The sequence below is a fragment of the Pseudomonas brenneri genome (assembly GCF_007858285.1).
Classification (GTDB): domain Bacteria; phylum Pseudomonadota; class Gammaproteobacteria; order Pseudomonadales; family Pseudomonadaceae; genus Aquipseudomonas; species Aquipseudomonas brenneri.
The window spans coordinates 270,573-283,469 of the sequence record NZ_VFIL01000007.1; the positions used below are offsets into that span (position 1 = coordinate 270,573).

Sequence of the window (12,897 nt, forward strand, 5' to 3'; positions counted from 1 at the left end):
ATTGATTGCAGACCACAAGCGCAGGGGCCAACCGAGGAAAGACCATGATGCGTAAAATCCCCAGGATCGCCTTGCTGATCGGTGCGCTCGCTGTAGCCGGCCAAGCTTCCGCCCATGGCGGCGGTTGGGGTGGCCCGGCCGTATTGGGTGCGGTTGTCGGCGCAGCCGTAGTGGGCTCAGTGATCGCCAGCCATGATCGGCCGGTATATGTGCAGCAGCAACCGGTGTATTACCAGCCCCAGCCGGTGTACGCCGCCCCGCCGCCGGTCTATTACCAGCCAGCGCCGGTGTATGTGCAGCAGCCGGTGTATTACCGCCCGGCGCCCGTGTATTACGGGCCACCACGTGGCTACTACGGCCCACCCCACGGCTATTACAGGCGCGGTTGGTAAGCACCGCAAAAAGCCCCGCATGCCAGGCGGGGCTTTTTTATGGGTTGCCGGTCTGAATAAATCTTGCCAAGGTCGCTATGGGGACAACGCTGGCTGTTAAATCCGACATTATCAAGGCCAACGTGCGCTTGCCCAATCGGGGCCTGCGCTGTCATGTTTGTGTCACACGGCACTCTCACTATCGAAACTGTCCATCCCTAACAGGCCATAACAACAAGGACGATCCAGCATGCCCACACAAAATCCGCACCGTACCGCCGGTCTCTGCACGTCGAGCAAAGTCTATAGCGCCTTGACCGAACTCAAGCACCTGGAAGGCCATCGCAGTGCCAAGTTTCTCTCGTTGCTGGCCGAAAACCTGGTCCACAAGGGCCTGCTCAACGAGCAGGAAGTGCTGAACATGCTGGATCAGGTCGTGGACTGAGCGCCTGCGGGCGCAGTCTCGATAACAATGATGTTGACTATCGAGCAGGGTGATTTTCCCTCAAGCGCTGGCCGCCGTAAGGTTACCTCCATCAGCAATGGAGGTAGATATGCCCACTATCCAGATCATGTCCGTCGTCGGCAGTGCCGTCCCCGTCCCTCTTCGGGAGTTGGGTTTGCTGGCCTGCTGGTACTTGGTACGCGACGGTGAAGCCATCAGTGGCCCGCTGACTTCACTGTCGGCTGCGCAAGCGCAAAGCCGCAAGCTTGAAGCTTAAGGCAAACGCACTTGTCGTTTGGTTTCGACAAACAGCGCCCAGCTGGACATGAACAACGCGGCAATCAATGGCCCGATGACAAAACCATTGAGGCCGAAGATCGACAGGCCACCCAGGGTCGAGATCAGGATCAGGTAATCCGGCATCTTGGTGTCCTTGCCCACCAGGATCGGGCGCAGCACGTTGTCCACCAGGCCGATCACAAACACCCCAAACAAGGCCAGCACCACCCCTTGCCAGATTGAACCACTGAGCAGGAAGTACGCGGCTACCGGCCCCCAGACAATTCCCGCGCCCACCGCCGGCAGCAGCGACAGAAACGCCATCAGCACCGCCCAGAGCAATGCACTGGGAATTTCCAGAAACCAGAAAATCAAACCGCCCAACGCGCCCTGGGTCACCGCCACCAGCACGTTGCCCTTGACGGTCGCCCGCACCACGCGGTTGAACTTGAGCTGCAAGCGACGCTTCTGCGGCTCGGCCAGCGGCACCGCCGTACGCACTTTGCGCACCAGTTCGGGGCCGTCGCGTAGCAGGAAGAACAGCAAGTACAGCATGATGAAAAAGCTCACCAGGAAATCAAAGGTGCCCTGGCCAAAGCTGAACGCCTGGCTGGCGAAGAACTGGCTGCCCTGCATCGCGGCCTTGACGATCTTCTCGCGCAGCCCCTCCAGGTTACCCATGCCGAAGCGGTCCAGCAGATGCTGGAAGTAAGGCGGCAGGAAGTTCTTGAACTGTTCGATGTAACCGGCGATATCCAGCCTGCCGCTTTCGACGTTCCGGTACAGCGTCGCGCCCTCCTGCACCAGCAAGGCACTGGTGATGATCACCGGCAAAATCGCGATCACCAGGCACACCATCAAGGTACAGAGCGACGTCAGGTTGCGATTCCAGCCAAACTTGAGCTGCAGGCGCCGCTGCATGGGCGCAAAGATGATCCCGAGGATCACCGCCCAGAACACCGCGCCATAGAACGGCAGCAGGATCCAGAAAAACGCGACGGTCACCATGACCAGCAGCAACAGCAAGGTTTTGAATTGCAGATTCGTTTGGTTCATGTCCGATCCGTGCCAGAAAAACGCCAGGCGCCCAGCGCGCCCTGTTGCTTAGTCCACCGCGCATCGCACGAGTGCCATCTTTATTTCTACAGCGTAGACCCAGATCAATAACCGCCAGGTCCGGCTCGGCTACCCTGCCGCCCTTTTGCGACCTGAATCCCCATGCCCTCTGTTCTTGCCCCCGAATTGCTCGCCCCTGCCGGCACCCTGAAAAACATGCGCTACGCCTTTGCCTACGGTGCCGATGCGGTCTACGCCGGCCAACCGCGCTACAGCTTGCGGGTGCGCAATAACGAGTTCGACCACGCCAACCTGGCCCTGGGCATCGCCGAGGCGCAATCGCGGGGCAAGCGCTTTTATGTGGTGGTCAATATCGCGCCGCACAATGCCAAGCTAAAAACCTTCCTCAAGGACCTGGAACCGGTGATCGCCATGGGCCCGGACGCGCTGATCATGTCCGACCCAGGCTTGATCATGCTCGTGCGCCGGCACTTCCCGCAGATGCCGATCCATCTATCGGTGCAAGCCAACACGGTGAACTGGGCCAGTGTCGAGTTCTGGCAACAGCAAGGCCTCTGCCGGATCATCCTGTCGCGGGAACTGTCCCTGGAAGAAATCGCCGAGATCCGCCAACAGGTACCAGCCATGGAGCTGGAAGTGTTTGTGCATGGCGCGCTGTGCATGGCCTACTCCGGGCGCTGCCTGTTGTCCGGCTATATGAACAAGCGCGACGCCAACCAGGGCACCTGCACCAACGCTTGCCGCTGGAAATACCAGGCCACACCGGCCGAGGAAAACACCGTGGGCGATATCGTCCAGCAGTATCAGCCCGAGCCGACCCTGGGCCTCGGCGCGCCCACCGACCAGGTGTTCCTGCTTCAGGAAGCCAATCGCCCGGACGAACAGATGCCGGCCTTCGAGGACGAGCACGGCACCTACATCATGAACGCCAAGGACTTGCGGGCAGTGCAGCATGTCGAACGCCTGACACAGATGGGCGTGCATTCACTGAAGATCGAAGGCCGCACCAAATCCCACTTCTATGTGGCGCGCACCACCCAGGTGTACCGCCAGGCCATCGATGACGCGGTGGCCGGTCGTGCGTTCGACCGTGGCTTGATGACCAATCTTGAATCCCTGGCCCAGCGCGGCTACACCGAAGGCTTCCTGCGCCGCCATGTGCATGACGAATACCAGAACTACCAGAACGGCAGCTCAGTCTCCGAACGCCAGCAGTTTGTCGGCGAATTGACCGGCGAGCGGCGCGGGGAGTTGGCCGAGGTCAAGGTGAAGAACCGCTTTGCCGTGGGCAATCATCTGGAATTGATGACCCCGGCGGGGAACTTCCATTTTGACCTGGGGCTGATGCACAACGCCAAGGGTGAAGCCATCGAGGTGGCGCCGGGGGATGGGCATACGGTGTATGTGCCGGTGCCGCTGGAAATGGATATCGGGTTTGGGTTGTTGATGCGGGATGTGTAGCGACTGTTAGCAAGCCCACATTCTGAACTGCGAATACATTCAAAATGTGGGCTTGCTCACGAAGAGGCCAGAACAAGCACCGCAATTCCCAAGTCAGATCCTGAACTGCCCCACCAACTGCCCCAACCGCTGCCCCAGGTCCGCCAAGCTGCGGGAGGTCTGTGCGCCCTGCTGGGTCTCATCCGCCACGCTGTCCACCGCTACGGCAATCTGATGCACGCTGCGGTTGATCTCTTCGGCCACGGCGGTTTGTTCTTCGGCGGCACTGGCAATCTGCGCGTTCATCGTGTTGATGGTGCCGATCAGTTGCGCCATGGTATCGAGGGACGCCCCGGCTTCGTTGGCCTGGGCCGAGGTGCCCTCACCGGCATCGCTGGAACGGCGCATGGACTCCACGGCGGCCTCGGTACCCTTTTGCAGGCGGTCGATCATGCCCTGGATTTCCTGGGTACTTTGCTGGGTGCGGCTGGCCAGCGCACGCACCTCATCGGCCACCACCGCAAACCCACGCCCGGCTTCACCGGCACGCGCCGCTTCAATGGCCGCGTTGAGGGCCAGCAGGTTGGTCTGCTCGGCAATCGAACGGATCACCCCGAGCACGCTGACAATCGATGACACGTCCTGTTGCAGGCTATCGAGGGATACGCCACTGCTGCGGATGTCACTCACCAACGCATGAATCTGCGCAATGCTGCCATCCACCACGCGCTTGGCGCTCTGGCCTTCTACGTCAGTCTGTTGCGCCGCCACCGCGGCGCCCTGGGCGCTGCGGGCCACTTCATGGGCCGCAGAGGACATTTCATTGATCGCCGTCGCCACCTGATCGGTCTCCTGGCGCTGACGCTCCATGGCCTGTTCCGAACGCTGGGCTTGCTCGGACACCTGGCTGACCAGGCCGGTCAGTTGCGACGTCATGTCGGTGATCTGGCGTACCAGACCATGGATCTTGTCGACAAACCGGTTGAACGAGCCTGCCAATTCGCCCAGCTCATCCTGGCTGGTGATCGCCAGGCGCCGGGTCAAATCACCTTCGCCGGCAGCGATGTCATCGAGGTTGGCCTTCATCAGGTGCAACGGCCGCAGGATGGTATTGGCCAGCACCATGCCCACCGCAGCGATCAGCAACAGCAGGACCACGGCGATCCCGATGATGCTCAACAGCACCCCTTCCATACGTTCGTTGACCTTGGCCTCGACCTCGCTGACCAGGGCATCGATACCGTCCAGGTTGACCGACGTACCAATCACCATGTCCCACTTGGGCAGGTATTCGGTGTAGCCGAGCTTGGGCACCAGTTCGGTTTGCCCCGGTTGCGTGGAACTGTATTGCAGGTAATGGGTGCCGTCCTTGCCGACCTTCACCAGGTCGCGGTTGACGTAGACGCCATTAGGGTCGCGATTGTCCTTGAAGCTTTTGCCTACGCCATCGGGGCTATTACCCTTGAACAGGCGGATGGTTTCCGAGTCGTAGCCAAAGAAGTAGCCGTCCTTGCCGTAGGTCGTGTTGGATAACAGCTTGACCACTTGCGCCCGCGCCTGCGTATCACCAGGGGTGGCGGCGTCGTACAGCGGTTTGATAGTGGTCATCGCCACTTCTACATAACTTTGCAGGGTGGCCTTGGCGTTGTTGAGCAGGCGCTGGCGGGTTTCGGCCACCTCGGTGCGCGCCTGCTCCTTGAGGATCCACACCGTGGTCAGGCTGATGACCACGGCAAACAACAACACCGGTAGGACGGCGAGGGACAGGACTTTGGCCTTCAGACTCAGACGCATGGATCTTCTCTCTTCTCGGGCAATGTTAAGAGGTTAACGGCCCTGTGAGAGAAAACTGTAGGAGCGAGCTTGCTCGCGAAAAAGCTCGGCAATAACACCGGCATCCTGGATGGGCGCGGTGCCCTTGAGTCCTTCGCGAGCAAGCTCGCTCCTACAGGAGAGGTCAGAGAGTCATCGCGGCAAACCAGCCGAACACCAGCAACGGCAGGTTGTAGTGCAGGAACGTCGGGACCACGGTGTCCCAGATGTGGTGATGCTGGCCGTCGATATTCAAACCCGAGGTCGGCCCCAGGGTCGAGTCCGAAGCTGGCGAACCGGCGTCACCGAGGGCCCCGGCGGTACCGACGATGCACACAATGGCCAGCGGGCTGAAGCCCAGTTGCACACACAACGGCACAAAAATCGCTGCGAGGATCGGCACCGTGGAGAACGACGAGCCAATGCCCATGGTCACCAGCAAGCCCACCAGCAACATCAACAGCGCACCCACGCCACGGCTGTGGCCGATGAAGGCGGCGGAGGATTCCACCAGGGTCTGCACCTGGCCGGTGGCCTTGAGCACTTCGGCAAACCCCGAGGCGGCGATCATGATGAAGCCGATCATCGCCATCATCTTCATGCCTTCGGTGAACAGATCATCAGTGTCGCGCCAGCGCACGATGCCCGATACCGAGAAGATCAGGAAACCGGCCAGGGCACCGACGATCATCGAGTCCAGCCACAACTGGATGATAAACGCCGAGGCAATGGCCACCCCGGCCACCAACAGGGTCAGCGGGTTGTATTGCACCGCTACTTGTTCGACCCGTTCGATCTTCTCCAGGTCGTAGACGCGCTTTTTGCGGTAGCTGATAAACACCGCGACCAACAGGCCGAACACCATGCCCAACGCCGGGATGCCCATGGCGTGGGTGACGTTGACCTGGCTGATATCCACGCCGCTCTTGGCGACATTGGCCAGCAGGATCTGGTTGAGGAAAATATTGCCAAACCCTACCGGCAGGAACATGTACGGGGTGATCAGGCCAAAGGTCATGACGCAGGCGATCAGGCGCCGGTCAATCTGCAACTTGGTCAGCACATACAGCAGCGGCGGCACCAGCAGCGGGATAAAGGCGATATGGATCGGCAGGATGTTCTGCGAGGCAATCGCCACCGCCCCCAGCAGGCAGATCAGCAGCCATTTGACGTGATTGCCGCCGCTCGCCTCCTGGCGCCCCACCAGCAGCAGGGCCTTGTCCGCCAGGGCATGGGCCAGGCCGGACTTGGCAATCGCCACGGCGAAAGCGCCGAGCAATGCGTAGGACAGCGCCACCGTGGCACCGCCGCCCAGACCGCTGTTGAATGCGCTGAGCGTCGCGTCGATCCCAAGACCGCCGGTCAAGCCGCCGACCAGGGCGCCGACGATGATCGCGATGACCACATGCACGCGGGACAGGCTGAGCACCAGCATGGTACCGACCGCGGCGATTACTGCGTTAATCATGGTTACCTCAAGACAGAAACGTAATGCAGGAGCGAGCTTGCTCGCGAATAACCCAAGAACGCCGCGATCAACCGGCAAACCAGCATGATCGTTCACGATCTTCGCGAGCAAGCTCGCGCCTACCAAAAACACACGCCAGGGCCTCGCCCGCCGGGGTAACGGCAGTGTGGACGCCAGCAGAAAAGGAGTTTTATTAGAGGGCGCGCACTTTGCAGCAGCAGGCGCGCCATGTCAAAGCGCGACGTCGCAGACAGAATTCAATTGAGCGTATGAATAAAGAAAAAAACCGTGCGGCCGATACAACGGATCATCTCTGTCGTAACGAAAGGTTAAGGATCTCCATGTCGCTCAGGCAGCTGTCCATTCAATGGAAAATCACCCTCCTCGCCGGCCTTTGTCTGCTGGGCATCGTGACCCTGCTGGTGGGCCTTTCGCTGTATCGGATGGACCAGAGCTCGCAACGCGTCCAGGCCTCCAGCACCGAGATGCTCAACGTCGCGGCCCAATCGCGCATCGAAGCCCAAGGTGAAGTCCAGGCCCTGGGCATTCGCCAGCAGTTCATGGATGCCTACCAGTACGGCCATGGCTTTTCGCGCCAGGTGCTGTTTTTGCGCGAACAGGCCGAGAAACGCTTCCTCGATGCCTTCGACCTGCGTGAAGACCTGACCCGCCAGGTCAAGGCCGCCCTGCAAGCCAACCCGGACCTGCTGGGCCTGTCCCTGGTCTTCGAAGCCAATGCCCTGGATGGCAAGGATGAGCTGTTCGCCGGTCAACAGGAGCTGGGCAGCAACGAAAAAGGCCGCTTCGCCCTGTACTGGTCACAGCCGACACCCGGCACACTGACTTCGATGGCGCTGCCGGAAAGCGACATGTCCGACACCAGCATCGGCCCCAGCGGCGAAAAGGCCAACACGTGGTTCACCTGCCCGCGTACCACGCTCAAACCGTGTGTGATCGAGCCGTACTTCTATGTGATCGACGGGCAAAACGTATTGCTGACCAGCATCGTGTTCCCGCTCACGGTCAATGGCAAAGTCATCGCCTCGCTGTCGGTGGACATCAACCTCAACAGCTTGCAGGCCGTCAGCCAGAACGCCAGCCGCAAGCTCTATGACGGCCAGACCCGTGTCAGCATCATCAGCCCGGTGGGTTTGCTCGCTGGCTACAGCCCGGATGCAAGCAAGCTCAGCCAACGCCTGGACAGCGTCGACACCACCAGCGGTGCGCAATTGATCAGCGCCATGGCCAACAGCACCCAGACCTTTAGCCTGCGCACCGATCATCAGCTCAAGGTGCTGGCACCGTTTCAACCGATTCCCGACGGCAAGTCGTGGGGTGTGTTGCTGGATGTCCCGGAAAAAGTCCTGATCGGCCCCACCGAAGCGCTCAAGGCCGAACTGGATGCCGACAACACCAAAGGCACCCTGCTGGAACTGGGCCTGGGCTTGCTGGCCGCAATTGTCGGCCTGTTGCTGGTGTGGCTGATGGCCCGCAGCGTCACCCGGCCAATCCTCGGTGTGGCCCATATGCTGGAAGATATCGCCAGCGGCGAAGGCGACCTGACCCGACGCCTGGCCTACGACAAGCGCGACGAACTCGGTGAACTGGCGAGTTGGTTCAACCGCTTCCTCGACAAACTGCAACCGATCATTGCCGAGGTTAAACGTTCGGTGCAGGACGCGCGCAGCACCGCCGACCAATCAGCGGCCATTGCCAGCCAGACCAGCGCCGGCATGGACCAGCAATACCGCCAGGTCGACCAGGTAGCCACCGCCTCCCACGAAATGAGCGCCACCGCCCAGGATGTGGCCCGCAGCGCCGCACAGGCCGCACAGGCCGCCCGCGATGCCGACCAGGCCACCCGCGAAGGCCTGACCGTGATCGACCGCACCACCGCCAGCATCGGCGCCCTGGCGGCAGATATGAGCACGGCCATGACCCAGGTCGAAGGCCTGGCAGCCAATAGCGAACAGATCGGTTCCGTTCTGGAAGTGATCCGCGCGATTGCCGAGCAGACCAACTTGCTGGCGCTCAACGCCGCCATTGAGGCGGCCCGCGCCGGTGAGGCTGGCCGTGGCTTTGCGGTGGTGGCGGATGAGGTGCGCAACCTCGCCCGACGCACCCAGGAGTCGGTGGAGGAAACCCGCCAGGTGATCGAGCAGTTGCAGAGCGGCACCCGGGAAGTGGTGGGTTCCATGAACAACAGCCATCGCCAGGCCCAGGGCAGTGTCGAGCAGGTGGGCCAGGCCGTTACGGCATTGCGCCAGATCGGCGATGCGGTGACGGTGATCAGCGACATGAACCTGCAGATCGCCAGCGCCGCCGAGCAGCAAAGCGCGGTGGCCGAGGAGATCAACAGCAACGTGGCGACCATTCGCGACGTGACCGAGTCGCTGTCGGGCCAGGCCAATGAATCGGCGCGGGTCAGCCAGACGCTCAACAGCCTGGCCAATCAACAGCAAGGCTTGATGGACCAGTTCCGGGTTTGAGGGTGATTTAACTGGCGCTGTACGGCGCCAGCTCACAACTCCAGAGCTCCACCGCCGGCTGGCGCGCCTGTGGCGGGCCGAGCCAGGTGCTCATCGACTGGCAACGCTGGTTGAAACACAGTTGATAATCCCCGGCTTCGGGTGTTCGCCCCAGGCGCAGGGGTTGCAGCGGGGGCAGTTGACGCTGGTAATGCCAACTGCCCTCGCGCAGTTCGGCGCCGTGCGGAATTTCCATACCGGCCCCGGAACCCTTGACCCGCGCCTCGCCCAACACCAGCCCCTCGGGCCTCACGCGGTAATCCTCCTCCCAGCGTACTTGCTCAATCGTATGCGTCCAGGCCAGGGTGAAGGCCGGCGTGGGCACCTGTGCCCACACCGTGCCCGCCAAGCCCAGACACAGGCCGATCACACCGTAGCCGCCTGGGCACGATGGGCACGCCAGCAGTGCTGCGCGATCAACAATGCCGCCAGGGCAAAGCCGATTTCATCGCTTAACGGCGTTGCCAGAATCAGGCTGGCGCCGGCGGCAAAGCCCAGCAAGCGCTCCCACCCGCTCAGCCTGGCCTGCAAGTAACCGGTAAACGCAGCGCCCCAGATGCCAATGGCCAGCAACGCCTTGGCCACCACATAAAAAGTGGCCAGCAGGCTATCGCCCTGCAGCATCAGTGCCGGTTCGTACACCGCCATAAACGGCACGACAAACCCGGCAACGGCGATGCGCACCGCCCAGAAGCTGATCTTCAGGCCGCTCTCCCGGGCAATCGGTGCCGCCGCGAAACAGGCCAGCGCCACCGGCGGCGTGAGGTCGGCCATGATGCCGAAATAGAACACGAACATATGCGACACAATCAGCGGCACGCCCAGGTCCAACAGTGCCGGGGCGGCAATCGAGCTGGTGATGATGTAGTTGGGAATCGTCGGTATGCCCATGCCCAGCACCAGGCAGGTCAGCATGGTGAGCACCAGCGAGAGGAACAGATTGTCCTGGCCGATGGCGAGGATGTAGCCGGCAAAGGTCGAGGCCACCCCGGTCAGCGACACCACCCCGATGATCACCCCCACCAGCGCGCAGGCGATCCCCACCGGTACTGCATGGCGTGCGCCTTCAACCAGAGCATGCAGGCAGATTGTCAGGGTGTCGCGGCCGCCCTTGATGAACCAGCACACCGCCACCAACAGCGCCACTACCCCGAATACCATGCCGATACCCAGCCGGAAGAAGCCCGCGCACAGCACGCCCAGGACGATCCAGAAGACAAAGCGCATGGCCGTGGACGACACCCGCAGGATGATCGCCGAGCCAAGAATCACAATGGACGTGAGGGCCAGGCCGACCATGCCGGAGAACAACGGGGTGCGCCCGGAGAACAGCAGGTAGATCAGCACAAACAGCGGAATCAGCAGGTACCAGCGCTGCTTCACCGCCGCCCAGGGGTTCGGGCACTCATCCTTGGGCAAGCCACACAGGTTGGAGCGCTTGGCTTCCAGGTGAACCATCCAGAATACCGAGCCGAAGTACAACAGGGCCGGAATCAGCGCGGCCTTGGCCACCTCGAAAAACGGCACGTTGATCGTCTCGGCCATGATAAAGGCCACAGCGCCCATGATCGGCGGCATGATCTGGCTGCCCATCGACGCGGTCGCCTCCACGCCACCGGCAAACGCCGACTTATAGCCGAAACGCTTCATCAACGGGATGGTGAACTGGCCGGTGGTGACCACGTTGGCCACACCTGAACCGGTGATCGTGCCCATCAGCGCGGAGGACACCACCGAAACCTTGGCCGGGCCACCGAGCTTGTGGCCGAACAGGCCCATGGCGAAGTCGGTGAACAGCCTGATCATCCCTGCCTGTTCGAGAAACGCGCCGAACAGGATGAACAGGAAGATATACGTGGCCGATACGTAGGTCGGAGTGCCGTACAGCCCTTCGGTGCCAAAGGCCAGTTGGTTGACGATCTGGTCAATGGCATAGCCACGGTGCATCAACTCGCCCGGCAGGTACTGGCCGAACAGGCCATAGGCCAGAAACAGCGCACAGATCAGCGGCAAGGCAATGCCCATCACCCGTCGCGCGGCTTCGAATACCAGCACGATCAGCACCAGGCCTGCGACCATGTCGCTACGGGTCAGGTCGCCGGAGCGTTGAATCAGGTCGGCCTCGAAATACCACTGGTAGAACGCCGTCGCCATCCCCGCAAGGCCCAGTAGCCAGGCCATTGGCTGCCAGGGCTGTTCCTTGCCACGTGCCGGAAAACACAAAAACACCACCAGCAGCAGAAAGCCCACATGCACGGCACGCAGAATCTGGCTGGATACCGGGTGAAAGGCTGCAGTGATGATCTGGAAGATGGAAAACAGTAGCGCGACATAGAACAGCGCTCTCGGCCAACTGCCGGGATTGGCGGCGAGGCCTTGGTCCTGCTCGCTCATGGGGTCACTCCCTGGTTACAACGTCGATGTGCGAACAAGACCCGCGCGCGGTGGGCGCCGGTTTTGTTCGCAGAGCCAGCACATGGCCGGAGCGGTTGACGCGGGCAAAGCGCCCTACTGTCCCGTCACTTACAGCGCGCCCGCTTCCTTGTAGAACCGCTCGGCGCCAGGGTGCAGCGGGATCGGCAGGCCCTTGGCCGCGCCTTCGAGCTTGATGTCCTTGGCGGCCGAGTGAGCGTTACCCAGGCGGTCGAGGTTGTTGAACATGAGTTTGGTCATCTGGTAGGCGACGTCATCGGACACGCCATCATGGCTGACCAGCAGGTTGGTGATGGCCACGGTCGGAACATCGCTGTCCTGGCCGTCGTAGGTGCCCGCCGGGATCGAGGCCGCCTGGTAAGCCGCGTTATCGATCTTCGCAGTGACATCCGCCGGAATGGCCACGAAGGTGATCGGCATAGTCGCGGCCAGGTCGCGGATCGCCGCCATGCCCAGGCCCGAAGACTGCAAAGTGGCGTCCAACTGACGGTTCTTGATCAGCTCGACCGATTCGGCGTACGGCAGGAACTCGACCTTGCCCATGTCTTCGTAGCTCAGGCCGGCGGCCTTGAAGATGGCGCGGGCATTCAGTTCGGTACCGGACTTCGGCGCGCCGACGGAAATGCGCTTGTTTTTCAGGTCGGCCAGGGTGGTGATGCCCGACTCCTTGCTGGCGACAACCTGGATGTAGTTCGGATAGGTACCGGCAATCGCCCGCAGCTTTTTCAGTGGCGTCTTGAAGCCGGCGTCTTCCACGCCATTCCAGGCATCGGCTACCGAGTCGCCGAGGGCAAAGGCCAGCTCACCGCGACCGGCTTGCAGCAGGTTGAGGTTTTCCACCGACGCCTTGGTGGCCTGTACCGAGGTCTTCGAGCCCTCGATACCGTTGCTGTATAACTGCGACAAGGCCACGCCAATCGGGTAATACACGCCACTGGTGCCACCGGTCAGTACGTTGATAAAGGTCGGGGCGGCGAGCGCCGAGGAACTGGCGGCAAGGGCTGCGGCAGCAGCAAACAGACTGAAGCGTTTGGTCATTCGCAT

11 protein-coding genes and 1 pseudogene are annotated in these 12,897 nt (G+C 61.6%); 5 read left to right on the forward strand and 7 right to left on the reverse strand.

Annotated elements, in window-relative coordinates:
• Positions 1 to 44 precede the first annotated feature (44 nt).
• From FJD34_RS17705 to FJD34_RS28090, 3 genes are all read left to right on the forward strand, one after another.
• Complete coding sequence (locus tag FJD34_RS17705; RefSeq protein WP_032857429.1) at positions 45 to 392, forward strand: hypothetical protein; 348 nt, start codon at positions 45 to 47, stop codon at positions 390 to 392.
• Positions 393 to 621: 229 nt separating this feature from the next.
• Positions 622 to 816 (forward strand): hypothetical protein, encoded by a 195-nt coding sequence (locus FJD34_RS17710; RefSeq protein ID WP_032857430.1) that lies wholly within the window; start codon positions 622 to 624, stop codon positions 814 to 816.
• 109 nt (positions 817 to 925) lie between these two features.
• Positions 926 to 1,093, forward strand: a complete 168-nt coding sequence (locus tag FJD34_RS28090) for a hypothetical protein (protein ID WP_032857432.1) — start codon at positions 926 to 928, stop codon at positions 1,091 to 1,093.
• Here the strand turns inward: FJD34_RS28090 and FJD34_RS17715 are convergent.
• On the reverse strand, positions 1,090 to 2,151 hold the full coding sequence (locus FJD34_RS17715) for an AI-2E family transporter (RefSeq protein WP_032857433.1): 1,062 nt from the start codon (positions 2,149 to 2,151) through the stop codon (positions 1,090 to 1,092). The two genes, FJD34_RS28090 and FJD34_RS17715, sit on opposite strands and share 4 nt — an antisense overlap.
• A 162-nt stretch (positions 2,152 to 2,313) precedes the next feature.
• On the opposite strand from FJD34_RS17715, the gene trhP reads away from it, so the two are divergent.
• The gene (gene trhP, locus FJD34_RS17720; protein WP_032857434.1) at positions 2,314 to 3,633 is read left to right on the forward strand and encodes a prephenate-dependent tRNA uridine(34) hydroxylase TrhP; all 1,320 of its coding nucleotides are present in this window, start codon (positions 2,314 to 2,316) and stop codon (positions 3,631 to 3,633) included.
• Positions 3,634 to 3,726: 93 nt separating this feature from the next.
• Here the strand turns inward: trhP and FJD34_RS28860 are convergent, their stop codons facing one another.
• The 3 genes and pseudogenes from FJD34_RS28860 to FJD34_RS17730 form a co-directional block, all read right to left on the reverse strand.
• Positions 3,727 to 4,548: a methyl-accepting chemotaxis protein gene (locus FJD34_RS28860; RefSeq protein WP_373290102.1), complete on the reverse strand. Its 822-nt coding sequence runs from the start codon at positions 4,546 to 4,548 to the stop codon at positions 3,727 to 3,729.
• Positions 4,549 to 4,584: 36 nt separating this feature from the next.
• Positions 4,585 to 5,406, reverse strand: a pseudogene (locus tag FJD34_RS28865) (cache domain-containing protein); the annotation flags it as partial.
• A 163-nt stretch (positions 5,407 to 5,569) separates the two neighbouring features.
• Positions 5,570 to 6,889 carry a Na+/H+ antiporter family protein gene (locus FJD34_RS17730; protein ID WP_162237631.1) on the reverse strand — a complete coding sequence of 440 codons (1,320 nt, stop codon included), beginning with the start codon at positions 6,887 to 6,889 and terminating at the stop codon, positions 5,570 to 5,572.
• A gap of 344 nt (positions 6,890 to 7,233) precedes the next feature.
• Between FJD34_RS17730 and FJD34_RS17735 the strand changes: the two genes are divergently transcribed.
• Complete coding sequence (locus tag FJD34_RS17735; protein WP_090291422.1) at positions 7,234 to 9,381, forward strand: methyl-accepting chemotaxis protein; 2,148 nt, start codon at positions 7,234 to 7,236, stop codon at positions 9,379 to 9,381.
• 7 nt (positions 9,382 to 9,388) lie between these two features.
• On the opposite strand, the gene FJD34_RS17740 is transcribed toward FJD34_RS17735, so the two are convergent.
• The 3 genes from FJD34_RS17740 to FJD34_RS17750 all read right to left on the reverse strand — a co-directional run bounded on the left by FJD34_RS17740 (position 9,389) and on the right by FJD34_RS17750 (position 12,897).
• A complete protein-coding gene (locus FJD34_RS17740; protein ID WP_032857444.1) occupies positions 9,389 to 9,790 on the reverse strand; it encodes a DUF1850 domain-containing protein in 402 nt (133 codons plus the stop codon).
• A complete protein-coding gene (locus FJD34_RS17745; protein ID WP_032857447.1) occupies positions 9,787 to 11,814 on the reverse strand; it encodes a TRAP transporter permease in 2,028 nt (675 codons plus the stop codon). Before FJD34_RS17745 ends, FJD34_RS17740 begins: the two co-directional genes overlap by 4 nt.
• 129 nt (positions 11,815 to 11,943) lie before the next feature.
• Complete coding sequence (locus FJD34_RS17750; protein ID WP_032857449.1) at positions 11,944 to 12,897, reverse strand: TAXI family TRAP transporter solute-binding subunit; 954 nt, start codon at positions 12,895 to 12,897, stop codon at positions 11,944 to 11,946.